Annotated in this window: 26 protein-coding genes, 1 tRNA gene and 2 pseudogenes; 8 read left to right on the top strand and 21 right to left on the bottom strand. The window is 54.1% G+C overall.

All coding sequences use genetic code 11. The annotated features are described in order from the left end of the window. Positions 1 to 78: 78 nt before the first annotated feature. Positions 79 to 204, bottom strand: a pseudogene (locus Q5Y71_RS13595) (IS5/IS1182 family transposase); the annotation flags it as partial. 161 nt (positions 205 to 365) lie between these two features. Between Q5Y71_RS13595 and Q5Y71_RS13590 the strand changes: the two are divergent. Next, entirely contained in the window at positions 366 to 926 is a 561-nt protein-coding gene (locus tag Q5Y71_RS13590) for a hypothetical protein (RefSeq protein WP_306042655.1), read from the top strand. Positions 927 to 1,300: 374 nt separating this feature from the next. On the opposite strand, the pseudogene Q5Y71_RS13585 reads toward Q5Y71_RS13590, so the two are convergent. After that, a pseudogene (locus Q5Y71_RS13585) lies at positions 1,301 to 2,074 on the bottom strand (IS5 family transposase). 529 nt (positions 2,075 to 2,603) lie between these two features. On the opposite strand from Q5Y71_RS13585, the gene Q5Y71_RS13580 reads away from it, so the two are divergent. Then, positions 2,604 to 2,954: a hypothetical protein gene (locus Q5Y71_RS13580; RefSeq protein WP_306042654.1), complete on the top strand. Its 351-nt coding sequence runs from the start codon at positions 2,604 to 2,606 to the stop codon at positions 2,952 to 2,954. A gap of 149 nt (positions 2,955 to 3,103) precedes the next feature. Here the strand turns inward: Q5Y71_RS13580 and Q5Y71_RS13575 are convergent. The 16 genes from Q5Y71_RS13575 to Q5Y71_RS13500 all read right to left on the bottom strand — a co-directional run bounded on the left by Q5Y71_RS13575 (position 3,104) and on the right by Q5Y71_RS13500 (position 15,185). Beyond that, positions 3,104 to 3,179: transfer RNA gene (locus tag Q5Y71_RS13575), tRNA-Lys, on the bottom strand. A gap of 129 nt (positions 3,180 to 3,308) precedes the next feature. Next, positions 3,309 to 3,986, bottom strand: coding sequence for a 7-cyano-7-deazaguanine synthase QueC (gene queC / locus Q5Y71_RS13570; protein ID WP_306042653.1), 678 nt, complete (start codon positions 3,984 to 3,986; stop codon positions 3,309 to 3,311). A 52-nt stretch (positions 3,987 to 4,038) separates the two neighbouring features. Then, entirely contained in the window at positions 4,039 to 4,698 is a 660-nt protein-coding gene (gene queE / locus Q5Y71_RS13565) for a 7-carboxy-7-deazaguanine synthase QueE (RefSeq protein ID WP_306042652.1), read from the bottom strand. Between the two features lie 103 nt (positions 4,699 to 4,801). After that, complete coding sequence (ybgF, locus tag Q5Y71_RS13560) at positions 4,802 to 5,611, bottom strand: tol-pal system protein YbgF (RefSeq protein ID WP_306042651.1); 810 nt, start codon at positions 5,609 to 5,611, stop codon at positions 4,802 to 4,804. Between the two features lie 18 nt (positions 5,612 to 5,629). Beyond that, positions 5,630 to 6,121, bottom strand: coding sequence for an OmpA family protein (locus Q5Y71_RS13555; RefSeq protein ID WP_306042650.1), 492 nt, complete (start codon positions 6,119 to 6,121; stop codon positions 5,630 to 5,632). A 94-nt stretch (positions 6,122 to 6,215) separates the two neighbouring features. Then, the gene (tolB, locus tag Q5Y71_RS13550) at positions 6,216 to 7,511 is read right to left on the bottom strand and encodes a Tol-Pal system beta propeller repeat protein TolB (RefSeq protein ID WP_306042649.1); all 1,296 of its coding nucleotides are present in this window, start codon (positions 7,509 to 7,511) and stop codon (positions 6,216 to 6,218) included. Continuing rightward, positions 7,508 to 8,302 (bottom strand): cell envelope integrity protein TolA, encoded by a 795-nt coding sequence (locus Q5Y71_RS13545; RefSeq protein ID WP_306042648.1) that lies wholly within the window; start codon positions 8,300 to 8,302, stop codon positions 7,508 to 7,510. The genes tolB and Q5Y71_RS13545 overlap by 4 nt, the downstream gene beginning before the upstream one ends. 6 nt (positions 8,303 to 8,308) lie before the next feature. Then, positions 8,309 to 8,740, bottom strand: a complete 432-nt coding sequence (gene tolR / locus Q5Y71_RS13540; protein WP_306042647.1) for a protein TolR — start codon at positions 8,738 to 8,740, stop codon at positions 8,309 to 8,311. Between the two features lie 20 nt (positions 8,741 to 8,760). After that, on the bottom strand, positions 8,761 to 9,450 hold the full coding sequence (tolQ, locus tag Q5Y71_RS13535) for a protein TolQ (protein WP_301414934.1): 690 nt from the start codon (positions 9,448 to 9,450) through the stop codon (positions 8,761 to 8,763). Between the two features lie 4 nt (positions 9,451 to 9,454). Further along, positions 9,455 to 9,859 (bottom strand): tol-pal system-associated acyl-CoA thioesterase, encoded by a 405-nt coding sequence (gene ybgC / locus Q5Y71_RS13530; protein ID WP_301414935.1) that lies wholly within the window; start codon positions 9,857 to 9,859, stop codon positions 9,455 to 9,457. A gap of 17 nt (positions 9,860 to 9,876) precedes the next feature. Continuing rightward, on the bottom strand, positions 9,877 to 10,893 hold the full coding sequence (gene ruvB, locus Q5Y71_RS13525) for a Holliday junction branch migration DNA helicase RuvB (RefSeq protein ID WP_306042646.1): 1,017 nt from the start codon (positions 10,891 to 10,893) through the stop codon (positions 9,877 to 9,879). A 15-nt stretch (positions 10,894 to 10,908) separates the two neighbouring features. Continuing rightward, positions 10,909 to 11,520, bottom strand: coding sequence for a Holliday junction branch migration protein RuvA (gene ruvA / locus Q5Y71_RS13520; protein ID WP_306042645.1), 612 nt, complete (start codon positions 11,518 to 11,520; stop codon positions 10,909 to 10,911). A gap of 60 nt (positions 11,521 to 11,580) precedes the next feature. Next, the gene (ruvC, locus tag Q5Y71_RS13515) at positions 11,581 to 12,108 is read right to left on the bottom strand and encodes a crossover junction endodeoxyribonuclease RuvC (RefSeq protein WP_306042644.1); all 528 of its coding nucleotides are present in this window, start codon (positions 12,106 to 12,108) and stop codon (positions 11,581 to 11,583) included. A gap of 139 nt (positions 12,109 to 12,247) precedes the next feature. Continuing rightward, the gene (locus Q5Y71_RS13510) at positions 12,248 to 12,991 is read right to left on the bottom strand and encodes a YebC/PmpR family DNA-binding transcriptional regulator (protein ID WP_301414939.1); all 744 of its coding nucleotides are present in this window, start codon (positions 12,989 to 12,991) and stop codon (positions 12,248 to 12,250) included. 100 nt (positions 12,992 to 13,091) lie between these two features. Continuing rightward, positions 13,092 to 14,870 carry an aspartate--tRNA ligase gene (gene aspS, locus Q5Y71_RS13505; protein ID WP_306042643.1) on the bottom strand — a complete coding sequence of 593 codons (1,779 nt, stop codon included), beginning with the start codon at positions 14,868 to 14,870 and terminating at the stop codon, positions 13,092 to 13,094. 57 nt (positions 14,871 to 14,927) lie between these two features. Further along, positions 14,928 to 15,185, bottom strand: a complete 258-nt coding sequence (locus tag Q5Y71_RS13500; protein ID WP_306042642.1) for a zinc ribbon domain-containing protein — start codon at positions 15,183 to 15,185, stop codon at positions 14,928 to 14,930. A 286-nt stretch (positions 15,186 to 15,471) separates the two neighbouring features. Between Q5Y71_RS13500 and Q5Y71_RS13495 the strand changes: the two genes are divergently transcribed. The 5 genes from Q5Y71_RS13495 to Q5Y71_RS13475 all read left to right on the top strand — a co-directional run bounded on the left by Q5Y71_RS13495 (position 15,472) and on the right by Q5Y71_RS13475 (position 20,757). Continuing rightward, entirely contained in the window at positions 15,472 to 15,870 is a 399-nt protein-coding gene (locus Q5Y71_RS13495) for an HU family DNA-binding protein (protein WP_306042641.1), read from the top strand. Positions 15,871 to 16,077: 207 nt separating this feature from the next. Next, positions 16,078 to 17,805 (top strand): proline--tRNA ligase, encoded by a 1,728-nt coding sequence (locus tag Q5Y71_RS13490; protein WP_306042640.1) that lies wholly within the window; start codon positions 16,078 to 16,080, stop codon positions 17,803 to 17,805. A 131-nt stretch (positions 17,806 to 17,936) separates the two neighbouring features. Continuing rightward, complete coding sequence (locus Q5Y71_RS13485; RefSeq protein WP_306042639.1) at positions 17,937 to 18,503, top strand: lytic transglycosylase domain-containing protein; 567 nt, start codon at positions 17,937 to 17,939, stop codon at positions 18,501 to 18,503. Between the two features lie 3 nt (positions 18,504 to 18,506). Next, entirely contained in the window at positions 18,507 to 19,571 is a 1,065-nt protein-coding gene (locus tag Q5Y71_RS13480; RefSeq protein WP_306042638.1) for a helix-turn-helix domain-containing protein, read from the top strand. 343 nt (positions 19,572 to 19,914) lie between these two features. Then, the gene (locus Q5Y71_RS13475; protein ID WP_306042637.1) at positions 19,915 to 20,757 is read left to right on the top strand and encodes a sterol desaturase family protein; all 843 of its coding nucleotides are present in this window, start codon (positions 19,915 to 19,917) and stop codon (positions 20,755 to 20,757) included. 261 nt (positions 20,758 to 21,018) lie between these two features. On the opposite strand, the gene Q5Y71_RS13470 is transcribed toward Q5Y71_RS13475, so the two are convergent. The 3 genes from Q5Y71_RS13470 to Q5Y71_RS13460 form a co-directional block, all read right to left on the bottom strand. Further along, entirely contained in the window at positions 21,019 to 21,423 is a 405-nt protein-coding gene (locus Q5Y71_RS13470; RefSeq protein ID WP_306042636.1) for a DUF4345 family protein, read from the bottom strand. A 192-nt stretch (positions 21,424 to 21,615) separates the two neighbouring features. After that, complete coding sequence (locus Q5Y71_RS13465; protein WP_306042635.1) at positions 21,616 to 22,092, bottom strand: Lrp/AsnC family transcriptional regulator; 477 nt, start codon at positions 22,090 to 22,092, stop codon at positions 21,616 to 21,618. Between the two features lie 144 nt (positions 22,093 to 22,236). Then, complete coding sequence (locus tag Q5Y71_RS13460; protein WP_306042634.1) at positions 22,237 to 23,436, bottom strand: pyridoxal phosphate-dependent aminotransferase; 1,200 nt, start codon at positions 23,434 to 23,436, stop codon at positions 22,237 to 22,239. A gap of 721 nt (positions 23,437 to 24,157) precedes the next feature. Between Q5Y71_RS13460 and Q5Y71_RS13455 the strand changes: the two genes are divergently transcribed. Beyond that, positions 24,158 to 24,895, top strand: a complete 738-nt coding sequence (locus Q5Y71_RS13455; protein ID WP_306042633.1) for an aspartate/glutamate racemase family protein — start codon at positions 24,158 to 24,160, stop codon at positions 24,893 to 24,895.

Genomic DNA, 24,895 nt, shown 5'->3' with positions numbered 1-24,895 from the left:
ACTGCTGGCAAGCAGGCGTATGTGCCGCTGCGATTTGTGCCCGGAGAGGCATTCCAGTTCGATTGGAGTGAAGACTGGAATCAGTGCGAAGTGAACAAAGAAATTGAAAATCACATCTAGTTTGTCAAAACGAGAGAATACCCTCCTGAAACCCTTGAGCCGTCGGAACAATCTCTCTACTTCATTTCGTTTTTTGTACACTTCGCATTGATTATCGATACATTAATTAGTGTGAACAGACCCTAGTAATGGGCTTAGCTAAAACTCGTAAAAAATATATTTCCGCATAATAATAGGATATAATATAAAAGACTCATTAGTCTTTAAGGATATCAAATATAATTTAATTAATAAAAGGAACCCCCATGAAACCACAAAAATTAATTGGTACAATAACTGCACTTCTATTAATTTTATTTTTTCAACAAGCACTTTCTGAAGACAATGTAAAACTGCAATATAAGGAAGAAGCCTGGAAAGAAAATAAAGCTACGAATCTACTGCTAGCCCCAATAAAAAACCAAGTAGACTTACAAACCTATTTAGCTAGTGCGCCGATAGAAAATACTCCCTTGGTTGCCCTATCGGAAGTAGAGAGAGAAATATTTATTAACAGTTTGGTTTTTACCAATAAAGGCCTAGCTTCATTTAATTATGATGCGCTTAGCTATGGACCTACAGCTACAGAGGTTTATAGTATACTTGCATTATTTGGCGCCCAAGCCCTCACTCCATTCCTACCCGGCATAATGATAGCGTCAGAATTAGACAGATCTATAATGGAAACAGCCAAAACTCTGCAACGAGGACCTATTTTACGTGAGCACAAATGTTTATATGACGACTCTACCGGTTTCTACTTTTGTGCTCCCGGCTTTCCTTTTTCAGACTGTTTTACTGACCCTGTTATTGGTTGCTTTCCATAGGAACACAACTATAGTTGTGGCTTTTCCGAGGGACATTAAACGAGAGGTAATCCTCCCCCTTGAAGCCGCAAATGAAGTATGTTAATACTTTTGTTTTATGTGCAGGGTTTGCGGGCATGTGCCGTAAGCTCTGATTTGACAAAGGTCTTCCTTGGCCTTTGTTGACGGTGCAGCCCTTAGCATTTGTGCGAATCATCGAGGACAAGCTAAACTAGCGGCCTCTGACGGGTACTCGACCTTCCATCGGACGCCCTATTTTTCAAACGCTTTTACGCATGCCTTTTTGCTTTTATTATTGCAGAGAGCGCACCAACTAGGCGCCTTGATGGCGGCATTATTCCCTTAATCAGATAGAGCAGTATAAACCATGGCTACTAGGGCCTGTTCACACTAATTAGTGTATCGATAATCAGTGCGAAGTGAACAAAGAACTTGAAAATCACATCCAGTTTGTCAAAGCGAGAGAAAATTCTTCTGAAACCCTTGAGCCGTCGGAACAATCTCTCTACTTCATTTCGTTTTTTGTACACTTCTCGGTCATAATCCCAAACGCTTAGTCGGTTACTTTTGGGTGGCACTACGGGTTCCATGCCAAGATCAAATACCAACTGTCTGGTTTCATCGCCCTCATAGGCTTTGTCCATGATCACTTTAGTGCCCCCCAACCGCAGTTCTCTGGGCTTTTCAGCAACTTTCGGCCTTCAGGTGCATCACCTGCTTGCCCTGGAGAAAGGGAAAAAGCCACGGCCTGGTTGGGACCCACTGCGACCATGTGAATTTTGGTGGTCCAGCCTCCTCGTGATTTGCCGATAGATTGAGGACCGTTTTTTTAACGCACCTGTGCCGTCTGGATGCACCTTTACAGCGGTAGAATCGAGAGATACATGATCCACTTGAATATTGATCACATCATTTTCCTGTAGTGCGAGAAACACTCGATCCAATACGCCCTGCTTGGCCCATCGATTCGCCCGCATATAAATGCTGTGCCAACGACCAAAGCGCTGCGGAAGACCGCGCCACTTACATCCATGTTCGGCAACATAGAGAATCGCGTTTAGCACTTCTAAATTAGATGTTTTTACGTTGCCACGCGGGATTGGCAGCAATTTTTTGATAACTTTGAATTCTTGTGTAGAAATTTTCATCCCACGATTATACAAGATTTAGTGTTAACAGGCCCTAGATACCAGTAACGAGATATTGCTTACCAAAAAACAATTGAAATACTTGGACGAGGGCGGGATCATGTCCTTGATGAGCACGGACGGTGTCACAATAGGCTATGTGGAAAAAGATCCTTTGCGTAGCACTCCCGAAAAGATGCGCTTGCGTTTTACCCGTGTAAAGGATGTGCAATAGCTGCTGTGGGATAGTTTCGTAAGAATCTACCGACCCCCTTTAAATGCCCTCTATTGCTCTTTGATGCTCATTACAGCTTGACTGCACTCGATTCTGCTACTACAGTCGGCCTTGAGGCGTAGAAACCTCTTACAAAAGGCGGGTATAAACCGCTGCCGTTACAGCGGCTTTTTTGTGCCCGAAATTTGTGAGTTATGCCGAGAGGCCGGGGAATAGAATACCCTTCGGGGGAATCAACCGGGCCTGATCCTTTTGCAGGTTTCTACCCTCTCGGCGCCCTAACCATCATGTAGAAATGAACAAAAGAAGCCTATCATGGCCAAGCGCAAAAAATCCCAACCCATCTTTAACGAGCACGACGACCACATCCTGTGGGTCACTCAGCAGCAGCTATTGCACTACTACGATAATGGCGAAGGTCTGTACATGAAGAATGCGGATACCGGTGAAACTATCCGTTTCCTGCATGAAGACGAGCACCGCTTCGGACATGACCCTGAGCACTTATCACTGATGGAAAGCCTGGATGAAGCTGTCCGCCAGCTGGACTTTCTATCCATGATGCTATCGCCAGGAACCCCCCTCGAACTTAGCCCGGAAATGCAGCTCGGTCTTTTCAGCATCCTGCGGGCATTACGAGATCGGCTCTCCAGCCACCAAAACTGACCTTTATTCCTGATACAGATAAAAAGAAAACTAAGGTTCAGAGCCGGATTTGCTGAATTCGCGTTGACACTTTAACGAAAAAGAGCGGTATCAACATAGTTGATGCCGCTCTTCTGCTCTTGCAAGTATTTGATTTTCAACACTTTATTTGGTGGGTCGTGCTGGACTCGAACCAGCGACCAATTGGTTAAAAGCCAACTGCTCTACCAACTGAGCTAACGACCCTTTTCGCGTCTCCTCACAAGGAGACGCGTATCTTACGGATCTTCTGTGAAAAGACAATACCCAATTTAAAAAAAACCAACAAATTTAAGAAGTTAGGCATTTCATGTGAAAAATAGTGCCGAGTGATCATCACTGCGCATAGATTGTCGGGTCCTCAAGGCCCGCACCGGCGAATCCCGCCGCGCGCAAGCGACAGCTGTCGCAGCGCCCACAGGCTGCACCATCGGTACGGGCCTGGTAACAGGATACTGTCAAGCTATAATCCACCCCCAAACGTATACCTTCACGCACGATATCCGCCTTGCTCATACTCATCAATGGTGCCAGGATGGATAATCTGCGGCCCTCTACACCCGCACGTGTGGCCAGATTGGCCATCTTTTCATAGGCATCAATATAAGCAGGACGGCAGTCCGGATAACCGGAATAATCCACGGCGTTAACACCCACAAAAATATCCTGAGCCCCCAAAACTTCAGCCCAACCCAGAGCGATAGAAAGGAACACGGTATTGCGCGCAGGCACATAGGTAACCGGGATACCTGCAGTCTCCTCTTCGGGAACAGCAATAGCGTCATCGGTCAGGGCAGAACCACCGATGGCACGCAAATCCAACTCAACCAGTTTGTACGCTCGTGCGCCCAGGCTCTTTGCTACCCGCGAGGCCGCCAGTAGTTCAGATGCGTGGCGCTGACCATAGTTAAAACCCAAAGCGTAGCATTCATAGCCATCAGAGCGCGCCATCGCGAGCACAGTGGCGGAATCCAGGCCACCGGATAGCAAAATTACTGCTTTTTTTGCTGTCATCTGTTCTCCATTGACCAATACACAAGTAGTACCGCGCGATTCATCAGGCCGATCAAACCCCCGGAAGGTCTCCCCACAGTAACTTGTGCAGCTGTATCTGCAAACGCACCGGAAGGCCATCCTCCAGTATCCATTCCGCCAGTTGTCGCGCCCCCAGTTGCTTATAGCTGGGTGAGAAGAGCACCTCACCCACACGCTCTGACAAACGATACTGGTCAAGGGTAAACCTGGCCCAACCATAGTCTTCCCGGTTACAGATCACGAATTTAACCTGATCGTGTCGCGTGAGCACTTGTAGGTTTTCCATGCGATTGCGGTGCTGCTCACCAGATGCCGGAGTCTTCAAATCAACCACCCTGGAAACGCGGCTGTCCACACTGTCCACCGGCATGGCACCACTGGTTTCCAGGGTTACGGAATAGCCCTCATTGCACAGGGCTTCCAGTAGTGGCAAACAGTTTGGTTGGGCCAGGGGCTCACCGCCGGTCACGCAGATATGGTGTGCCGGGTGGCTTCGCACGCGCAGTAATACCTGTTGCAGGGCCATACGCTCGCCGCCATAAAAAGCATATTCGGAGTCGCAGTAAGTGCAGCGCAACGGACAGCCGGTCAGGCGCACAAATACCGTCGGCAACCCACTATCACGGGCTTCCCCCTGGAGAGAGTAAAAAATTTCACTTACTCTGAGTGATTCTTTGGACAGACTGGTCATACACACCCAACACAAAAACGCCCGAAGGGCAGATGCCATCCGGGCGCGGGATCATAGACTTTTTCTGTTCAAAAAACCAGCGGTGCTGGATGCTTCAGTCCCATTATTGGAAGTTTTCCTTGAGATATTTCTGCGCCAGATTTGAAGCCCTGGCATCACTGGCTGCAACCTGCTCAAGCAGGGCACGGGCCTTCTGCTGATCTCCCAACTGATGATACACAGTCCCCAGTTTGTAGCGACCATCCCAAACTTTGCTGGAATTGGGGTAGCCATCGAGCAGTGCCACAAACCATTCGCGGGCCTCTTCCAGGTCACCTTGGACCAGTGCTATCTCGCCCAGCCAGTAGTTGGCATTAGGGGCGTATTGGCCGTTGGGGTAGTCTTGCAGCAGTCGCTTGAATTCTGCACTGGCACCACCGTAATCACCATTGCGCGCCAACCCGAAACTGGCCTGATAGCGATCGCGCTCATTGCCACCGGTTTTGGCCTCCCGGGGCATCGAGGATACTGAAGAGTCATCCCGGGCTGAAGTGCCGTCATCGGCTTCGGCCGACGGCGTCGTGCCACTTAAGCGTGTGATACGCCTGTCCAGGTCCATGTAATCCTCGGTACGCTGCTGCTTGAGACGTTTAATCTCGTGAAGCATCTCTTCCACTGTGCCACGCAATGATTGCACTTCCTGCTGTAGCACCTGCATCTGGTAGTAGAGTTCAGCCTGGGGATTGGTCTTGGTTCGGGAGCCTGTAGTGGTACTGCGGGCGAGCTTTGGCCCTTGGGTGCTGATGTCATCGGAGGATGAAGAACGCTCCTCCCTGCTGGCAGACAAGTCCACTACCGGAACCTGGGAGAATACCGGCGATGCCACCAATAATGCAGCTGCAGCAATCGCCAGTTTTCTAATCGTTAAAGCCATTGGCATCCATTTTTACGATTAGTTAATAACAACACGACGGTTCATCGCGCGGACAGCTTCGCTGGAACCTATCTCAGCGGGGCGCTCTTCACCATAGCTGATCACTTCCAGATTCGCCCCGTCTACACCCTGCAGCACCAAAAAGTCCCGCACGGCATTGGCGCGACGCTCACCCAGCGCCAGGTTGTACTCACGGGTGCCAAGCTCATCGGCGTGGCCCTCCAGGCGCACAGGGTTCGTAGTGCCGCGCATGCGGTCTGCGTGAAGAATTAGCAGCTCACGGGTTTCCGGCTTCAACAGAGACTGATCGAAATCAAAGTAAACCACATTTTCCAGAGGTGCCACCGGAACCTCTTCGATATCCACCACAGTCGTCGTTTCTTCCACTAGGTTGTTATCAACCTGGCCGGCCACCTGCTCGCTACTTCCTGTAGTGTCGGTATTGCTACAGCCAGCCATTACCGCCAAAACACAGGCCAAGCCAAGACCTGTTTTTACTGATTTCAACATAAGAAGCTACTCCACTTTTAATATTTTCAAAGATCCTGAAAAGTCTTAATAGTCTTTAAACACCCTGCACCACCAACGCGCCCGACATCCTGTCTCAATCAACGTACGGCGACCATGCCGGTTCGCGGACATCGCCCCTTTCAGAAGGCAGGTTGTATTTTACCCCGGCATCCAGCGACACCGCAGCCAAAATGCCCTTGTCGCCAAGTTTGGTCGCGTACATCAGCATAGCCCCATTTGGCGCGATGCTGGGTGATTCGTCCAATGTGGTCTCCGTAAGGACACGCATCCTGCCCGAATCGATATCCATCGTAGCGATGGTAAAGGTTCCCCGATTGCGATGCACCATGACCAGCGTCTTCCCATCAGGAGAAATACGTGGTCGCGCATTGTAGTCGCCATCAAAGGTTAAGCGGTCCACTTGACCAGTGGCAAGAGTCAATTGATAAATTTGTGGTTTTCCTCCCCTATCAGATGTGAAAACCAGCGATTTTCCATCGGGCATCCAGTTTGGCTCGGTATCAATGGAGAAGTGTCTGGTCATACGGGTGAATTGACCACTTGCCAAATCCAGTACGTAGATTTCCGGATTGCCATCTTTGGAAAGCACCATAGCCAATTTGGTTCCATCAGGGGACCAGGTCGGAGAGCTGTTTAGACCCTTGAAATTGGTTAACTGCTGGCGCTCGCCGGTGCGCAGGTTTTCGCGGAAGATCGCCGGGCGCCCGGTCTCAAAAGAGACATAAGCTAGCTCCTGACCGTTGGGGGCCCACATGGGGGACATCACCGGGGCATCGAAGCGGCGGATAGGCCGGGCACGGGCACCATCAATATCCGCACGCATCAGCACATAGCTGGGCTTACCGCCACGGGTCTCTTCCCGCACGTACACCATTTCTGTGGAAAAGGCGCCACGAATGCCGGTCACCGCCTCAAATATTTCATCAGCAGCGCGGTGCGCGATATCCCGAAGCTGAGTTTGTCCTCCCCGCACCTGGCGAGTAAACATCTTGTGCTGACCAAAGACATTCATCAGGTCGAAAGTCAGCAGATAACCGGAGGCCTGGGGTTCAACACGACCGGTAACGATGTATTCAGTGCCCAAAATGCGCCAGTCCCGGAACACCACATCTTTTGGCGCCTTGGGGAAGGACAACATATCCGCCTTGGGCACCGGGGCGAACAGCCCGCTGCGGCGCAGATCATCAGAGATAATACCGGACACATCCTCGGGCAGAACACCACTGCCGGACCAGCTGAACGGTGACACCGCAATGGGTGTAGGATCATCAATACCGCTGGTGATATCCACAACCAGTTGGGCACGTGCCTCCAGGCAGGCAGATGTGATAACAATAGCGACGAGGGTTTTTAGTAAGCTCTTGATCATTGGCGAAGATCTTCGACTATAAAGTTCAACATAGTTTTGCGTACTTCACGCTCGAATACGACCGGCTCTTCCCGGGCCAGTTCAGCCACTTCGGGAAAAACCTCCACCTTGCGAATGGCAGTGAGCACCGAGCGATCGAGTGCCGCGTTGCCACTGCCCTCCAAGATATTGGCGGCCACCACTCTTCCGGTGGGCACAAAATTGATTTGCACCAGAGTGCGCATACCGTTGCGAGCGCTCGGTGGACGGCTCCATACAGACTCTATGCGCAGCTGAATCGCCTGGGCCACGGACATGACCGCCTGCTCACCTTCGTTTGCCTCCAGCAGCTCCTCTTCCTCCCGCAACGCTTCGTCAAAAGAACTCTGGCGCGCTTTCTCCAGCCGTTTTTTGCGCTCCTTTTCCTTTTGCTCTCTCTCTTTGCGCTCTTTTTCCTCGCGCGCTTTCTCTTCCCGAGCCTTGCGCTCTGCCTCGATTCTCGCCTGGCGCTTCCTCTCAGCTGCCTGTTTCTTTTTGCGCTCCAGTGCGGCTCGGCGCTTGCGCTCAATCTCTGCCTGCTGCCTCTGCTGCGCTTCTCGCTGGGCACGCTGTTGTATCTTATCCACCTTTTGGGGTAACTTCTTCTTGGGCGTAACTGCCTCAACTGTCACCAGCCTGGCCTGTACAAACTGTGGCATGGGCTTGTGTTCAGTCCTGCGACTGGCCTCCCAGCCATAAGCGATGACCGCAATCAGGGTCCCGTGCAACAGTAGGCTGATCACAATTGCCAGTGGGTAAGCGCCTGTCTTCACCGGCACCTACCCTTGAGGTGGCTCGGTAACCAAACCGACACTGGAGGCTCCGGCCCGCTGCAATTCGGTCATGGCATTGACAATCAAACCGTAATCGGCATCGGTATCACCCCATACCAGAACCGGGGTTTTTGGCTTTTGACGCAACACCTTGGCCACCGTATCCTTGATTTCCGGAAGTGGCTTGGCCGTCTTCTCATCAGTACCCAGATTCAGGTAGTAGGTACCATCGGCGCGCACCGAGACAATCAGCGGTTCCTCGTCCGGCTCTTCCATCGGCGCCGAGGGCGCGCTGGGAAGATCCACTTTGACCCCCTGCATCAGCAGTGGTGCCGTGACCATAAACACGATCAGCAGTACCAGCATCACATCGATATAGGGCACCACATTGATTTCAGATACCAGCCTTTTCTTGCTGCCTTTGCGAAACACACTCATAGGATTCGCCTGCTCACCACTTAGCCGGAATGCACTTTACGGTGCAGAATCGAGGAAAATTCCTCGGCAAAAGTTTCGTAACTGGACAGCAGCCACTCCGCCTTGGCGGAATAGCGGTTATAGGCTATCACTGCCGGAATCGCCGCAAACAGACCCATGGCCGTAGCCACCAGGGCCTCACTAATGCCGGGCGCTACCGTGGCAATGGTAGCCTGGTGCATAGTGGCGAGACCGCGGAAAGAATTCATGATGCCCCAGACAGTACCGAACAGGCCGATATAGGGGCTGACGGAGCCCACGGTAGCGAGAAATGGCAGATTCATCTCCACTTTTTCCTGCTCCCGCGACATGGCCACACGCATGGCCCGTTCCGTTCCCTCCATCACCGCTTCGGGGCCACTACTGCCCTGTTGGCGCAGGCGGGTGAACTCGGTAAAACCGGCCCGAAACAGGGACTCCACCCCGTCTGTCTCACTCCGTTCGGCACGCTCATTGCCCTCGCGAAACAGCTTGTTCAAATCGGCACCGGACCAGAAGCGGCGTTCGAAACCATTAAGAGCCTGTTTGGCCCGGGACAGATAGAGGCCTCGCTGGATAATCATGACCCAGGAAACCACCGAGGCCAGCAACAACAGCAACATCACAAGCTGTACCAGCAGACTGGCGTTCTGAATGAGTCCCCACAGGGAAAGTTGTTCACCGGCGTTCATCTTCTTAAATTACTGCCTTTAATGCTGAAAAAATGGGCCCCGGCAGGGCACAGGGTTTGTGGTTGTGGTCGGAGACACAGGCAACTTTGACCACACCTTCACAAATTAGCTCATTTTGACGCCAGATTTTTTGCTCGAACGTCACCGCAGCACGCCCCAGTTTGCCAATCGCCGCAGTTGTGCGCAATGCATCATCGAGCCTGGCGGAACAGCGGTACCGGATCTCCGCAGAGTGCACCACCAACAGCAACCCCTGCTGCGGCATCGCCGGCTTATCATAGCCGAGCGAACGCAGCAGTTCTGTGCGCGCCCGCTCCATATACTTCAAATAATTCACGTAGTAGACGATACCGCCTGCATCCGTATCCTCGATATAGACCCGCACAGGAATACTGAAAGCCCCGTTCACCCCTCCCCCTTTGCGTTTTATTTGTCGGGTTTCGGCAAGCCGAAATGCTCATAGGCAAGCCCGGTCACCACCCGCCCCCGCGGTGTGCGGGCAATATAGCCCTGCTGGATAAGGTAAGGCTCCAGCACGTCCTCAAGCGTGTCCCGCTCCTCACTCACCGCAGCGGCAAGGCTGTCTACGCCGACCGGGCCACCATCGAATTTCTCAATCATGGCCAGCAACATGCGCCGGTCCAACTGGTCGAAGCCCCTGGCATCCACATTGAGCATATTCAGGGCAGCATCGGCGATCGCCGAATCCACCGAGCCATCGCCCCGCACCTCCGCGTAATCGCGCACCCGGCGCAACAGGCGGTTGGCGATCCGCGGAGTGCCGCGGGCACGCCGCGCCACCTCCAGGGCACCGCCCTCGTCCATGCCCACCCCCATCAGGCCCGCGGAACGGCGCACGATTCGGGTCAAATCCTCAACACTGTAAAACTCCAGTCGCTGCACTATGCCGAAACGGTCCCGCAGGGGGGAGGTGAGAAGACCCGCCCGGGTAGTGGCACCCACCAGGGTAAAAGGCGGCACGTCCAGCTTGATGGAGCGGGCCGCCGGACCCTCACCAATCATGATATCCAACTGGTAGTCCTCCATGGCCGGGTACAGGACCTCTTCCACATGGGGGCTCAGGCGGTGTATCTCGTCGATAAACAGGACATCGCCCGGCTCCAGATTGGTCATCAACGCCGCCAGGTCACCCGCCTTCTCCAGTACCGGGCCGGAGGTAGCCTTGATAGCGCCCCCCATCTCCGTGGCGATGATATTGGCCAGGGTGGTTTTGCCCAGGCCCGGCGGACCGAATACCAGAGTATGGTCCAGGGCCTCTTTGCGCAGCTTGGCGGCCTGGATAAAGATCTCCATCTGCTCGCAGACCACTGGCTGGCCCACATAGTCCGCCAGGGTTTTGGGGCGTACAGCGCGATCATACTGCTCTTCCTGGCCTGCGGGCCCCATAGACTGGGGCGCCACCAGGCGGTCGGCTTCGATCATGAAAACAGCTCCAGATTAAGCGAGCACCATTCCCTTTAGTGCCAGGCGGATCAGGGTCGCGCTGTCGGCATCCGGCTGCTCCTTGCCGGCCCGAGCCACCATTTTGCTGGCTTCCGCGGGTTTATAACCCAGTGCCGCCAGGGCACTTTCAGCCTCACTGACATGATTCACCTCAGGCGCCGCAGTGGCCGGAACCAGCGGGATATCATTGGCGTCATTAAAGTCCGGTGTCAACTTGTCACGCAGTTCAATAATCAGGCGTTCGGCGGTCTTCTTCCCCACACCGGGCACCTTCACCAGTGCTGCCACATTGTCTTCCGCCACACAGTGGGCCAGGGCAGCCCCATCCAGGCCCGACAAAATGGCCAAAGCCAACTTGGGACCCACACCACTGATTTTGATCAGGGTGCGAAACAGTTTGCGCTCGGCATCCCGGAGAAAACCATACAGTTGTTGCACTGTCTCGGATACCGCCAGATGGGTATGCAGCTGCACCGGCTGCCCCAGGGAGGGCAGCTCGAAAATAGTGGTCATAGGCGTGAGTACCTCATAGCCCACCCCTTGCACGTCCACCAACAATAATGGCGGCCGCACCTCAGCCAGGGTTCCGCTCAATCTTCCGATCATATGTTATTCCAGTTTTTTGATTTTCCATCCGTGGGTGTGAGGCGCTCTCTATAAACACACCTAAACACTGAACCGGCCCCTGCGAAAGCGGCTGGGCATAGCGCCGCCCGCAAGTGCGGGGAGCCGCCCCGTATGCATATGACACAGAGCCACGGCAAGGGCATCAGCGGCATCCTCCTGCGGAGAAGCTGGCAGCGACAGCAGGGTTTTGACCATATGCTGCACCTGTAGTTTGTCTGCAGCACCGTTGCCGACCACTGCCTGCTTGACCTTGCGCGCCTCGTATTCAGCCACCTCCAGGCCCCAGTGGGTACCGGCCACAATGGCGGCGCCACGGGCCTGCCCCAGTTTCAGTGCGGAACCGGCACTCTTTGACATAAATACATTTTCAATAGCCATTTGCACGGGCCGGTACTGCTCGGCAATCTGGCTCACTGCATCAAAAATCAATTTCAGACGCTGGGGCAAAGGGCCCTCTGGGATACGGATCACGCCGCTGGCCACATAGCGGGCACTGCTGCGCTTCACATCGATAATGCCATAGCCTGTTTTTCTTGAGCCGGGGTCAACTCCCAGGATCCGGGTCAAAAGGCAGCTCCCTCAAGATCTGTATGTTTATATAGTAACGGGAGTGTCCCAAGGCGGGGAGAAAGCGTCAAGGGTGAACATCGGATGCGCCGGGAAACGCCAGGGCAGAATGGCGTCTGCCCCCTGGGGGAGCGAGTCCTCAGCCAAGCGCCTCCATCACCTCAACGGGAATATCCGCATTGGTGTAAACATTTTGCACATCGTCCAGGTCTTCCAACATCTCGACCAGTGCCAGCACTTTTTCTGCGCCCTCCTTATCCAGCGCTATAGTGGTAGAGGGTATCATGGCTATCTCGGCGCTATCCGGCATAAACCCGGCTTCAGTCAGTGCATCCTTGACTGAGAGGTAGTCCTGGAATTCCGTGGTCACTTCGACGCTGCCGTCATCGTTAGTCTCAATATCCTCGGCACCCGCCTCCAGGGCCGCTTCCATCAGCGTCTCTTCATCGACTCCGGCCTCATAGTACAGCTGCCCCTTGCGCGAAAAAAGATAACTCACCGAACCATCAGTACCCAGGTTGCCACCGCGCTTGGAGAAGGCATGGCGCACTTCCGCCACAGTGCGATTGCGATTGTCGGTGAGGCATTCCACCAGTACCGCCACACCGCCGACACCGTAACCTTCATAAACCACCGCCTCATAGTGTTCGCCATCGGTATTGCCGGCGCCGCGGGCAATGGCCTTATCAATGGTGTCGCGTTTCATATTGGCACCGAGGGCCTTATCAATGGTGGCGCGCAGTGTCGGATTATCATCGGGGTTGGGACCCGCCTTGGCGGCCACGGTCAACTCTCGGATAATTTTGGTGAATACCTTGCCCCGTTTGGCATCCTGGGCCGCTTTGCGGTGCTTGATATTGGCCCATTTACTATGTCCGGCCATCCTCGTCTCTCTTCGTCTGTGCGCGGAGTGGGCAGTGGGCAACACACATTGTCCACAGCGTAAATTGGCGGGCTTGTTTCGCTGAGCCCACCGGGGAAAATCAGCGGATACTCTCTTCTTTCTGGCGCAGGCGGATATTCAACTCGCGCAACTGCCGGGCATCAACCGTACCCGGAGCATCCGTCATGACACAGGCGGCACTCTGGGTTTTCGGGAATGCGATCACATCGCGGATGGAATCACTGCCGGTCATCAGCATCACGAGGCGATCCAGACCAAAAGCGAGACCGCCATGGGGAGGAGCGCCGTACTTGAGGGCATCGAGCAGGAAGCCGAACTTCTCGCGCTGCTCCGCCTCACTGATACCGAGGGTACGGAACACCGCCTGTTGCATCACCCGATCGTGAATACGCAAGGAGCCGCCACCTAGCTCGGTGCCATTAAGCACCATATCATAGGCGCAGGACAGAGCACCCAATGGGTTCTGTTCCAGCTCTTCGGGGGTACAGGAAGGGGCGGTAAAGGGGTGATGCAGCGCGGTGAGGCTGCCGTCCTCATTTTCCTCGAACATCGGGAAAGCCACCACCCACAGGGGGGCCCACTCACTGGTATAGAGATTCAGGTCCTGGCCCAGTTTGCAGCGCAGTGCACCAAGGGCTTCCGACACTATCCTGGCCTTGTCCGCACCGAAGAAGATGATATCGCCATCTTGCGCTTGCAGGCGGTCGAGAATAGCAGCGCGGGTTTCGACAGGCAGGAATTTTACAATAGGCGACTGCAGCCCGTTTTCCAGGTCGGCGCGCGCGTTGACCTTGATATAGGCGAGCCCCTTGGCGCCATAGATGCCGACAAACTTGCCATAATCGTCAAGTTGCTTGCGGGTCAGCCGATCGCAACCGCCGGGCACCCTGATAGCGGCCACGCGCCCTTTCGGGTCCCTGGCAGGCCCTGAGAATACCTTGAACTCCACTTCGGTCATCAGGTCCTTGATTTCCACCATCTCCAGAGGAATACGCAGATCCGGCTTGTCGGAGCCATAGCGCAACATGGCCTGGTAGTGAGTGATACGGGGGAAAGTCCCCAATTCCACCCCCTTCAACGTCTTAAACAGCGTCCGCACCATGCCCTCGGTGATGGACATGATCTCCTCTTCTCTCAGGAAAGAGGTCTCGATATCAATCTGGGTAAACTCCGGCTGGCGATCGGCGCGCAAGTCCTCATCGCGAAAACACTTGGCAATCTGGTAGTAGCGATCAAAACCGGACACCATCAACAGCTGCTTGAACAGCTGCGGGGACTGCGGCAGGGCGAAGAACTTGCCCTCGTGGGTGCGGCTGGGGACCAGATAATCGCGCGCGCCCTCCGGCGTGGCGCGCGTGAGGATCGGAGTCTCAATATCGAGAAATTCATGCGTATCCAGATAGTTGCGGATCGCTGTAGTGAGCCTGGAACGAAAGCGCAGATTGTGCTGCATCTCGTTGCGGCGCAGATCCAGGTAGCGGTATTTGAGACGGACGTCCTCCCCCACCTCAATGTGCTCGTCCAGTTGAAAAGGGACGGTTTCGGCACTGTTGAGAATCTCCAGCTCGGTCCCATAGACCTCTACCTCGCCGGTAGCCATATTGGGATTCAAGGCCTCCGCAGCGCGGGCGCGCACCCGGCCTGTGACCTTCAGCACATACTCGCTGCGCACGCTATCGGCCAACTCAAAATGCTCGGCGGCATCCGGGTCGAATACTACCTGAACGATACCCTCTCGATCGCGCAGATCAATGAAAATTACACCGCCGTGGTCGCGGCGGCGATCGACCCAGCCACAGAGGGTCACTATACGGTCAATGTCCGCGGAACGAAGAACGCCACAGTAGTCGCTGCGCATGGATAAAATTCCCGTTATCGATGGTGAAATGGTTACCTGAGCGTACACATCGCGGGTCTAGGCCGTCTTCGCAGCTTTGTCGCCCTTGGCCTTGCCACTGTTGGCTGCATCGCCGGCCAGGTTTTTCTTGCTGCCCGTCTTGAAGTCGGTCTCGTACCAACCCCCCCCTTTCAGGCGAAACCCAGCCGCAGAGATTTTCTTGCTCAGCTCGGTTTTGCCACAAACTGGACAATCTTTGAGCGGGTTATCGCTTATGCGCTGCAGCGCCTCCATCTCGTGGCCGCAGGCAGTGCACTGGTATTCATAGATCGGCATTACTCAGTACCCGGTGCTTGTAAAAAGGGAACAGAGTATACATGAGCCCTTCAGAGGGAAGAAGCCGCTCCGCCCTTTCGGCTAGCCAGGAGGCCCCCGAAGGCCGGTACAAGGGTTATAAAATGCAGAAAAACACTATTTTTCTAGTATTTTCCCGTACGGTCCTGCAAAAACTATATATACTTCCCGTTATCACCCGCTGAGACCACCGTTTTTGGACGCAGTGCAGCGGGAGTAGAAACACACTTACCAGACTTACACCGAACAACAAAGAAGGAAACCAGCCATGGCTACCAGGAAAGCTGCTACCAGAACAGCCGCTGCCAGAAAGGCTCCGGCTAAGAAAGCCGCACTGGCCAAGAAAGTAAAGGCTATCAAGGAGAAGTACACCAAGACCCAGATTCTGAACCAGATCGCCGAAAATACCGAACTGTCCCGCAAACAGGTCCAGTCCGTTATGGATGAATTAGGCGACATTATCGAAGGCCATATCAAGAAGCGTGCCGTTGGCGAATTCGCCCTGCCGGGCCTGCTGAAAATCACCACGGTGAAGAAACCAGCTAAAAAGGCCCGCAAGGGCATCAATCCCTTCACTGGCGAAGAGACCATGTTCAAGGCCAAACCGGCGAGCATTCAGGTGAAGGTGCGTCCGTTGAAGAAACTGAAGGAGATGGCCGAGTCCTGATTCCCCGCCGATCCGAAAGCTGAAAACCCCGCATAAGCGGGGTTTTTTATTCCCGGACCATACAGCGGGATTGCCAGTTCCACCCAGTAACCATCGCGACCTATTGCAGGCAACACACGTTAGTGCAAAACCGCCCCAGGAATATTTATTGCCCGGCGAATAGCGTAAAATGCCCGGTCTACAGCCAATACAGTCCAGTTAATTCCTATGCGCGCATCCCGCTACCTCATTGCAACCCAAAAAGAAACGCCCAGCGATGCCGTGGTCATCAGCCATCAGCTGATGCTGCGCGCAGGCATGATCCGCCGTTTGGCGTCGGGCCTCTACACCTGGTTACCCACGGGGCTGCGTGTGTTACGCAAAGTCGAGCGTATCGTCCGCGAGGAAATGGAGCGCGCCGGTGCCCTGGAGGTGTTGATGCCGGTGGTACAGCCAGCCGAGTTGTGGGAGGAATCCGGGCGCTGGCAGCAGTACGGCCCCGAGCTGCTACGCATCCGCGATCGCCACGGCAATGCTTTCTGTCTGGGACCAACCCACGAGGAGGTGATCACAGACCTGATCCGCAACGAGGTCAACAGTTACAAGCAGCTACCGGCCAATTTCTTCCAGATACAGACCAAATTCCGCGATGAGATTCGTCCCCGTTTTGGCGTGATGCGCGCGCGTGAATTCACCATGAAGGATGCCTACTCCTTCCACGACAGCGCGGATTCCCTACAGGAAACCTACGATGTCATGTACAACGCCTACTGTCGCATCTTTGAGCGCATTGGCCTGGACTACCGCCCGGTGCTGGCGGATACCGGCGCTATCGGCGGCTCAAGCTCCCACGAGTTCCACGTCCTGGCGCAGAGCGGTGAGGACGATATCGCCTTCTCCACGGATTCCCGCTTCGCCGCCAATGTGGAGTTGGCCGAGGCTGTCGCCCCTGGGGGGGCGCGGCCCGAGCCGAGCTGCGAGATGCAGGAGGTGTATACCCCGGGTCAAAAATCTATCCCGGCGGTAAGTGACTTTCTCAAGGCAGACCCGGCACACTCCGTGAAAACACTGATCGTTCTGGGTGAATGTGTACAGGGTGAAACCCCACCGCTGCTTGCACTGGTACTGCGTGGTGATCACGACCTGAATACGCTCAAGGCGGAAAAACTGGCCGGTGTCGCCAGCCCATTGCAGTTTGCCCCCGAGTCGCGTATCGCGGAGGAATTACACTGTACTATCGGCTCACTGGGCCCGGTGGGTATGGAGATTGAAACCATTGTGGACAGGTCTGCCGCCCATCTGGCGGACTTTATCTGTGGTGCCAATCGCGACGACTATCACTACACAGGCGTCAATTGGAACCGCGATGTGAAACTCGACCGCATTGAGGATCTGCGCAATATTGTCACCGGCGACCCCAGCCCGGATGGCCGGGGTACCCTGGAAGTCAGGCGCGGCATCGAAGTGGGCCATATTTTCCAGTTGGGCGACAAGTACAGCCGCGCCATGAACGCCACCCTCCTCGATGAGAACGGTAAAGAGCAGCTGATGAGCATGGGCTGCTATGGTATCGGTGTGTCCCGTATTGTGGCAGCGGCCATCGAGCAGAATCACGATAGTGCCGGCATACTCTGGCCCGAGGCCATTGCCCCTTTCCAGCTGGTCATTGTGCCCATCAATATGCACAAGAGCGATAGGGTAAGGGACAAGTGCGAGCACCTGTACGAATCCCTGCGCAGCAGAGGCATTGATGTACTGCTGATGGACGAGTCCAAGGCGCGCCTCGGCGCCATGTTGGCGGATATTGAGTTGCTGGGTATTCCCCACCGTGTTGTCATTGGCGATCGCGGTCTGGAGAAGGGCGTGGCGGAGTACAAGGGTCGCGCCGATAGCGAGGCCCAGGACTTTGCCCTCTCCCAGTTGGAGACAGTGCTGCTGGAAAAAATTGACCACTGACACTTGCATTCCGGCCCGCCGCTGTTTGGGCCGGATACCCCGCTTACCCAAGAAAACTCTAGACAGGGGGTAGTACCGCCAGTCAAAAAAGGGACTGCCCATTTTCCCGGGCTTTTCGTAAACTCGCGGACATGATGAGAAAAGCCACTGCTGCTCTGCTGCTCTGTCTTGCCTGGAGCAGTATCGAATCCCAAAGCCCCGCTGTGAAGGTGGACCCCGAATTGCGCCTCGCGCTGCAGGAGGCTATCAACCAGGCAGGCAGTTTTGTGGATCGCTTCGATGCCGAAGTGTGGCTGATGTCAAAATCCCAGCCGCTTTCCCGCTACATCAAAGACCCAAAAGAGCGCATGCAGGTGTTAAAGGCGGTGCACCGGGAAGCCACCCGGGCCGGCCTGCGCCCCGAGATCGTGCTCGCCGTAATCCAGATAGAGAGCGCCTTCGATCCCTACGCAGTTTCCCGTGTCGGTGCTCAGGGCATGATGCAGGTCATGCCTTTTTGGAAAAAGGAAATCGGGCGCCCGGATGACAACCTGATCAACATGGATACCAACCTGCGCTATGGCTGTACCATTCTCAAACACTACATCGAAAAGGCCAAAGGCAACCTCGCTAACGCCCTTGCCTATTACAATGGCAGTTACGGTCGCCATACCTATAGCAGCAAGGTTCTGGATGCCTGGGCAACACGCTGGAGATAAGGCATGACCGCCGGTTATTTATTTTTCTCCGGCGGCGCCTGTGCCCTGCTGTTACTGGCAGCGGCAAAAGTGTCTTTGAATCACCATCGACTGGCCGCGGGGCGCTGGCTGATACTGGTGCTGGTTGGCGTCATTTGCTATTTACTGTGGCCCACCCTACCGCCAATGCCTTCGGCAGGCGCATTCCTGATTAACCTGCCGATTTTCTTGGTACCTGCAGCATTCTGGCTCTTTACCCACCTGCTTTGCCAAGAGGAGGAGCCCTTCCCTCGCTGGGGCTGGATACCTATCGGCCTCGCTATTGCATTGAGTATTTTTGCGAAATACGCGCCTTCTTCCCTGGCTTCGGGGGCCCAGACATTGCTCTTTAACCTGTCCCAACTACTGAGCATGGGGCTGGTTGGTGCCGGCATGCTGACGCTGTTGGGGCAATTCCACTCCGACTTGGTGGAAGAGCGCCGGCGGCTGCGTGCCATTTTGCTCATTGCCGTGGGTGTCTACATGCTGATCGTGATCGGCGCTGAATTCCTGTTTACCTACCACCCGGTACCCCATGGGGTACCGACCTTACACGCGCTACTCGCCAGCCTCCTCTCCCTAGCCGCCTGCCTGTGGTTGTTGGCACTCTCACCCAGTGCTTTGGGGGAGTCCCTGCCCCCATTTGCCACTCCTGCCGAAGAGAAAATCTCACCTCCTGCACAAGCACCCTCTCCGGATGAGCAGCAGCAAGCACAAATGAGAAAACTGCAGGCACATATGCACAACGGGGGCTATCGCCAGACAGGTCTCACTATTCGTGAACTGGCTGAGCAACTGGATACCCGTGAGCATCTATTGCGCATCCTGATCAACCGCCACCTGGGTTATCGCAATTTCAACGAATATCTAAACCAGTTCCGTATCGATGAGGCCAGTGCGCGCCTGGCCGATCCGGAGCAGGCCCACCTGCCGGTACTCACCATCGCCCTGGATATTGGCTACCGGTCACTGAGCCCTTTCAATGCAGCCTTCAAGCGCCGTCACAACCTGACCCCAACTGAGTACCGTCGGCAAAGGTTACCTACCTGAATCATTGCGGGTTCGAAATCCGTTAGAAGTTTTTCACTTTCCGCAAGCCGCATCATGGAAACCTCTCCAGACTGAGTGCACCACTGCATACAACCCCCTAACAAAGGTGGGACACGATATCCCGATAGGGTGTCGCAACAACCAAACTGGGTTGTGCGACAGTGCTGTACGGCATAGTGCCGCCGTCAGGCGGGTGCCGTTGAGATTCGGACAATCTCGGACAGTTTCATTCGTGTTTTAAGGACAACCGCTACCAATTGGTCATCACAAACAGATCGGTTGGCCGGGTTGTATAGCAAGAAAACGACGTCTCCATTCCCAATACAATATGGATGGTGAGTGTATGGATTTTCTGATGGAACTGGCCCAATACGGAGCCAAGCACTTTCATTTGACCCTATTTCGCTATGTGTTGGCAGCCTCTGTAATGAGTATCTGCGCAGGCTGGCTGTTTCGTACCTGGATGCATCGCCGCCGCATTCAAAAGCGCCGGGCGGAATGGAAGGATATACGCCGCGAAGTCAGTTTCTCCATGCTGACCGTATGTATTTTTACTGTGATTGGCACCATTATCAGCCTGCTTGAAAAGATGGGGCTAACAAAATTATATTGGCAATGGAGCGACTACCCCATGTGGTGGAATATTGCCAGCCTGCCGGTGCTGATCCTTTTGCACGATGCATACTTTTACTGGACTCACCGGGGCATGCACCACCCAAAAATATTCAAGCACTTTCACCGCCTGCACCACCTATCCCGAACTCCCACGCCCTGGACAGCCTATAGCTTTTCTGTGGGGGAAGCCGCTCTAAACGGGCTCTTCTCACCACTGATCATCCTGATGATTCCCATGCACCCCACTACCTGGCTATCCTTCGTGTTTATCATGATTTTTCGCAACGCCATGCTGCATACGGGCTGTGAGTTTCATCCACGCAACTGGGTGGATGGCCCATTGGACAATATGACCACCACCACCCACCACGATCTGCACCACCAACGCTTCCAGGGCAACTACGGTTTCTACTTCACCTGGTGGGACCGTTGGATGGGTACGGAATTCAAAGACTACAAATGCGCTTTTCGCCGGGCAGTAGACGGGACGCTATCTGATGCTTCGCAGGAGAAAACAGCCGATGCCCGGACAAACTTAAGCCAGGGTGGCAGCGCCAATATGCCGGCCTGACCCATCCAGCCCGCAGTCGGCCAAACGCGCCAGAACACAATCTGTGGGCTGTGGGCTGTGGGCTGTGGGCTGTGGGCTGTGGGCTGTGGGCTGTGGGCTTCAGTCTACGCGAAATTGGATTGTTTACTCCCCATCGGTGAAAACCACCACTGGCCGGTGTCTGGCACAACCCTTTGAAATACCAGCGGTTATACGCAATTGACGCGATATCTCAGTAGCGATCAGCCAACAATCTAAGGGATCGAATGGTTTCGGAATGCACTAATGACCGTGTTGGAGAGGCAGCCAGCGAGATTCACGGTAACAAAAAAGCCCCCAAACTACCATCACCACTTCCAAAAAGAAAAACAGCAGATTGCGCTCGTCAAATCCGCTGATGAACAGCATAGCGTACAACCGGCCGAGCCCAAAGCCGATGTAGGCTATTGAAAGCGCCGCATAGGCCACTCTGCGATACCGCCGCAATGCCTGTGCAATCAACAGAACCACAGCAATCGCCAGCATAAAACCGCCATAAGTAGCCAGAAATTCAGGCATTGCGGCAGAGGTATTGAATGTGATTCCGATAGCAGCGGCGAAAGCTTGCGGGTAAAGCAATGCCCCCAGACCCACAAATGCAAAAATCAACGCATTGCCAGCCAGGTAGATCCTTCCAAAATATCTCAATGCTTATTCCCCTCCAACCGTAGTCATCGAACACTTCTTGCGACCGGCCCCAAATTGTCCTACGGCACGACTAAAGTGTGACTACAGTATATATGAGGCTCTAGCCGCCATAAGCCCTATTAATCATTCGTTGGCAGTGTTTGCCCGGTAGATGCTAAAAAACGGGAACTGGGCCAGTTCCTGAAATGACATTTAGTCTTTGAAGAGCAATTCGAGGGGATATCCATTGAACCGCTTGGTTTTCTCGATCACAAGATGCGAGGTCATACGGGATATGGCTGCTGCTTCATTGGCCAACAGTTGTTCAGATACCAAATTGAAGTCCGCTGCGTCCGGACATACAAATCGCAACATATAGTCGAACTCCCCGGACATCTTCACACAGGAAACAATCTGGGGGATATCATTGATAATATGGCGGAAATTTTCACTGGTCCGCGCATCTTGGCGCTTCAGTGCCACATTCACATAAAATTCGGCATGGCGCACCTTGTCCAGGTTTATCTCTGCAAGAAACGCGCGGATATAACGCTCACTGGTCAGGCGCTTCACCCGGGCCAGACAAGCACTCTCCGACAATCCAATCTGTTCACTCAAGTTCAGGTTGCTAATACGGGCGTTGGTTTGCAGTGCCTGCAAAATACGCAAATTATGCCGGTCAATTTTCACGAAGTTGGTTTCTTTTGCATCTGAAAGGGGGCAAGGATAGCGGTATTCGCCGATGGCTGAAACACTCTATTGTTCTATTGTTTCGCGCGGGTAGAAGTGCTCGCCTCGGCAAGGGCATCCGGGGCGTATTCAACAGCCGTCCGCTCAGCTGACCTGGCGGCACCCGTGGGTAACAAAGCGCTCAATACGATCCAGCGCACGGATCAACTCTGCCTCCTCTGCCGCGAGAGTCAGACGCACATGATTCACTGCACTCCGGCCGAATGGCGCGCCGGGCAGCACGGAAACCCGCTCGGCATCCAGCAGGGCCTCGGCAAACTCCTGCCCTGAGGCGGCCACTTCGGACACATCCACCATCACGAACATGCCTGCCTCTGGGCTGTAGCAGTTGAGGCCCGGTATCCTGCCAATACGCGCAACAATCAGGTCCCGGCGCCGCTTGTAGGCATCGCGCATCTGCTTGACAAAGTAGCTGTCAAACTCCAGGGCAAACGCGGCCGCTTCCTGGATAAACTGCGGGCAGCCAAAAATAGTGGCACCGGCAAACTGCGCCAGTCGCTCCACCAAAGGTCCCCGCGCCACTGCCCAACCCAGGCGCCAACCACTCATCGCGTGGGATTTGGACAGACCATCGATCACGACAATATTGTCCAGCGCTTCCGCCGCGGTGCGTAGGGAAGTATGCCGGCGAGCAAAAGTGATCATGGAGTACATCTCATCGCACACCAGCCAGATCCCCCGTTCGCGACAATCGGCCGCAAGCGCACGCAACTGCCCCGGTGTCGCCATGGCACCGGTGGGGTTAACCGGAGTGTTGATCATCACCACCCGGGTTTGCTCGCTGATGGCCGCCTTGATCGCCTCCACATCAAAGGCAAAGTCCTTTTCTGCCGGGCAGGCCACCCGTTTCACCGATAGCCTGAGACTGTCGCAGATGGGCACATAACCGATATACATCGGTTCGGGGATCACGATCTCCTCACCGGGGTTGAGCAGGCAGGAAAGCACGGCATAAATGGCGTTAGTCCCACCGGGAAACACCACTACATCATCGGGATTGCAGGGGTGTGGTGACACTTTGCTCTCAATATCTGCTATAGCGCGTTGCAGCATGGGCTCACCGGCGGCAGGTGAGTAATGCGTACGCCCGACACCCAGACGGGCACGGGCAAAATCCAGAATGGGCTCAGGGGTATCGAAATTGGGATCCCCCACACAGAGAAAAATGACATCTTCCCCGGTGTTGGCTAACCTGTGGGCCCGGTCACTGACGGCCCAGACATTGGAATCCTCACAGTTCAGTGCCTCGCTTTGCAAGCTGAATCGGGGAGTAAAATCTGTCACGCTTTTTAACACTTTATCCGCTGTTTATGCCGCTACCTTAGCGATCGCGAAAGTAATCGATTACGCTATATCACCATAGAATGTGCAGTAGTCAGGTGTTTTCGGGGCTTTTCCCGCAGATAATGCTGTGGATACGTCCTCTGTGGCGATCTTCGACCCGGGATTGGCTTCCGGTCTGCCTTGGGATGTCCTGTTCGAAAAAAGACAATCTGTTACCGATAAAACCCCAAGCACCGTCAAAAATCCTGACTGCCAAGACTGTTCTATCATGGGGCAATTCTAGCGCCATCAAAAAATGCCTGATAAAGCACTACAGGCAATGCGAGACTGCACAAACTTGCTACCGGTTTGCAGTTCAGATCTGCTTCACACTGCACTGGTGCCAATAAAGGCAGCGCATTACAAACTTGTCTACTGTCTTCTCATCACTGTGCATCACCCATATAGCTCAATTCAGGCTACCAGGCAGTGATGGTAAGAGACACGATTACCGTTGAAACCTGAAGCCGAGGTATCTACAGGCCAACAAAAACCAGGCACACCTGTTGGTAACCCAACCGGTACAGTATCTTCTCGGCTGCTGAGACATTTTCAAACCGTTTGAAACACCTTAAGCTTACCACCAGCATTTGCGAAACCATGAAAGCCGATCAAGGTGGGACACACCCCATACAATTCCCTAATACTCACCTATATTTACAGGTTGAAAAGGAAATAGCGTATGAAAAACCGGCATTACACAAAGCATGTTGGAATTGTTGGCTGCTCCGCCGAGGGTGCGGCTCTCTGCTACAAGACTATCTGCACAGAGAGCAGAAAATACCTCGGTGAGCATGCACACCCCGAGATCTCCATGCATACCCATTCTTTGGCCCGTTATGTGAAATGCCTTGAGGCAAATGACCTGCGGGGCGTTGGCGACCTGATGCTCTCTTCTGCCAACAAGCTCAAAGCACAGGGGGCAGACTTTCTGGTTTGCCCGGACAATACCATTCACCAGGCTTTCGATTATGTTGTACAAAAATCCCCCCTGCCCTGGCTCCATATCGGCGATTGTGTGGTTGCGACAGCACAAACACTCGGGTATAAAAAGCCCGGCATACTGGGCACCCAGTGGCTGGTAGAAAGCGATGTATATCCGGCAAAGTTAGCAACTGCCGGGCTCAGCTGGCAGCGTCCGCCAAAGAAAGCGATAAAAACCATAGGCCAATTGATTATGCATGAGTTAGTCTATGGGATTTTCAAGCCTGAAACTGTTCGATACTTTCAGGATATCATTGGTGATCTGGAGGAAGCGGGATGCGATAGTGTTATTCTTGGTTGTACAGAGATTCCATTAATTATCGATAACAGTAATTCATCAATTCCAACACTCAACTCCAACCGCCTATTGGCCGAAGCGGCGATCAAAGAGGCTATACCCGTTGACCGGGGAATACCATCCTACCACGCCAACTAG

The sequence above is a fragment of the Microbulbifer sp. 2205BS26-8 genome (assembly GCF_030731025.1).
GTDB classification, from domain to species: Bacteria; Pseudomonadota; Gammaproteobacteria; order Pseudomonadales; family Cellvibrionaceae; genus Microbulbifer; species Microbulbifer spongiae.
This window is presented reverse-complemented; position numbering and strand designations above follow the sequence as displayed.

What these genes read in the sequence shown, in the direction of transcription:
- Q5Y71_RS13590 (WP_306042655.1), top strand. Translation starts at nt 366, where the DNA reads ATGAAACCACAAAAATTAATTGGTACAATAACTGCACTTCTATTAATT.
- Q5Y71_RS13580 (WP_306042654.1), top strand. Translation starts at nt 2,604, where the DNA reads ATGGCCAAGCGCAAAAAATCCCAACCCATCTTTAACGAGCACGACGAC.
- queC (WP_306042653.1), bottom strand. Translation starts at nt 3,986, where the DNA reads ATGACAGCAAAAAAAGCAGTAATTTTGCTATCCGGTGGCCTGGATTCC.
- queE (WP_306042652.1), bottom strand. Translation starts at nt 4,698, where the DNA reads ATGACCAGTCTGTCCAAAGAATCACTCAGAGTAAGTGAAATTTTTTAC.
- ybgF (WP_306042651.1), bottom strand. Translation starts at nt 5,611, where the DNA reads ATGGCTTTAACGATTAGAAAACTGGCGATTGCTGCAGCTGCATTATTG.
- Q5Y71_RS13555 (WP_306042650.1), bottom strand. Translation starts at nt 6,121, where the DNA reads ATGTTGAAATCAGTAAAAACAGGTCTTGGCTTGGCCTGTGTTTTGGCG.
- tolB (WP_306042649.1), bottom strand. Translation starts at nt 7,511, where the DNA reads ATGATCAAGAGCTTACTAAAAACCCTCGTCGCTATTGTTATCACATCT.
- tolR (WP_306042647.1), bottom strand. Translation starts at nt 8,740, where the DNA reads ATGAGTGTGTTTCGCAAAGGCAGCAAGAAAAGGCTGGTATCTGAAATC.
- tolQ (WP_301414934.1), bottom strand. Translation starts at nt 9,450, where the DNA reads ATGAACGCCGGTGAACAACTTTCCCTGTGGGGACTCATTCAGAACGCC.
- ruvB (WP_306042646.1), bottom strand. Translation starts at nt 10,893, where the DNA reads ATGATCGAAGCCGACCGCCTGGTGGCGCCCCAGTCTATGGGGCCCGCA.
- ruvA (WP_306042645.1), bottom strand. Translation starts at nt 11,520, where the DNA reads ATGATCGGAAGATTGAGCGGAACCCTGGCTGAGGTGCGGCCGCCATTA.
- Q5Y71_RS13510 (WP_301414939.1), bottom strand. Translation starts at nt 12,991, where the DNA reads ATGGCCGGACATAGTAAATGGGCCAATATCAAGCACCGCAAAGCGGCC.
- aspS (WP_306042643.1), bottom strand. Translation starts at nt 14,870, where the DNA reads ATGCGCAGCGACTACTGTGGCGTTCTTCGTTCCGCGGACATTGACCGT.
- Q5Y71_RS13500 (WP_306042642.1), bottom strand. Translation starts at nt 15,185, where the DNA reads ATGCCGATCTATGAATACCAGTGCACTGCCTGCGGCCACGAGATGGAG.
- Q5Y71_RS13495 (WP_306042641.1), top strand. Translation starts at nt 15,472, where the DNA reads ATGGCTACCAGGAAAGCTGCTACCAGAACAGCCGCTGCCAGAAAGGCT.
- Q5Y71_RS13490 (WP_306042640.1), top strand. Translation starts at nt 16,078, where the DNA reads ATGCGCGCATCCCGCTACCTCATTGCAACCCAAAAAGAAACGCCCAGC.
- Q5Y71_RS13485 (WP_306042639.1), top strand. Translation starts at nt 17,937, where the DNA reads ATGATGAGAAAAGCCACTGCTGCTCTGCTGCTCTGTCTTGCCTGGAGC.
- Q5Y71_RS13480 (WP_306042638.1), top strand. Translation starts at nt 18,507, where the DNA reads ATGACCGCCGGTTATTTATTTTTCTCCGGCGGCGCCTGTGCCCTGCTG.
- Q5Y71_RS13475 (WP_306042637.1), top strand. Translation starts at nt 19,915, where the DNA reads ATGGATTTTCTGATGGAACTGGCCCAATACGGAGCCAAGCACTTTCAT.
- Q5Y71_RS13455 (WP_306042633.1), top strand. Translation starts at nt 24,158, where the DNA reads ATGAAAAACCGGCATTACACAAAGCATGTTGGAATTGTTGGCTGCTCC.